This window comes from Vibrio sp. 811, from assembly GCF_033339195.1.
In genome coordinates this window covers 1-532 of record NZ_JAWOUB010000884.1, presented here as the reverse complement: position 1 = coordinate 532, position 532 = coordinate 1, and the positions used below count along the sequence as shown (strand labels likewise).

Below are 532 nucleotides of genomic sequence, written 5' to 3'. Positions count from 1 at the left end.
TCTTTACTGCCGACGTCCAAACATCAATATGCTCGGTGATTAGATTTTCGACTGCCATTATTGTTCTCCACTTTTCACAGTAGAGCTAAGAGCATCGCCGAGAATGCCTTTCAGTTGGTCACGCAGTGCTTTGATGTCTTGTTGTTGCTGCTGATAGTTCGCCAGCAACTCTTCAGGATCATGGCTGACGACTTCGTCCTGATACGGGTTTTTAATATCAAGGTTAAAGTTGCGCTCGATAATATCCTCAATCGACACTTTCCAAGCTTGCTTGGTCTCGATACGGCTAGCGAACCCATCGGCCTCGTTACCCCACCAATCGATCTCTTGCTGGAACTCCTCAAACTTCATCGGTTTGGTTTTGCTGTAGTTCTTCACGCCTTCTGGGTAAGGGTGCTCATAGAACCACACTTCTTTGGTTGGTTGGCCTTTGGTAAAGAACAGAATGTTGGTCTTAATACCTGTGTATGGGTTGAACACGCCATTAGGTAAGCGAACAATCGTGTGCAGGTTACACTCTTCCGTCAGCATT

The 532-nt window shown here is 46.2% G+C and carries 1 protein-coding gene; it reads right to left on the bottom strand.

The features are described from left to right. Positions 1-57 precede the first annotated feature (57 nt). On the bottom strand, positions 58-532 hold a 475-nt coding region (locus tag R7Q46_RS29935), incomplete at its 5' end, for an N-6 DNA methylase (RefSeq protein ID WP_318078687.1).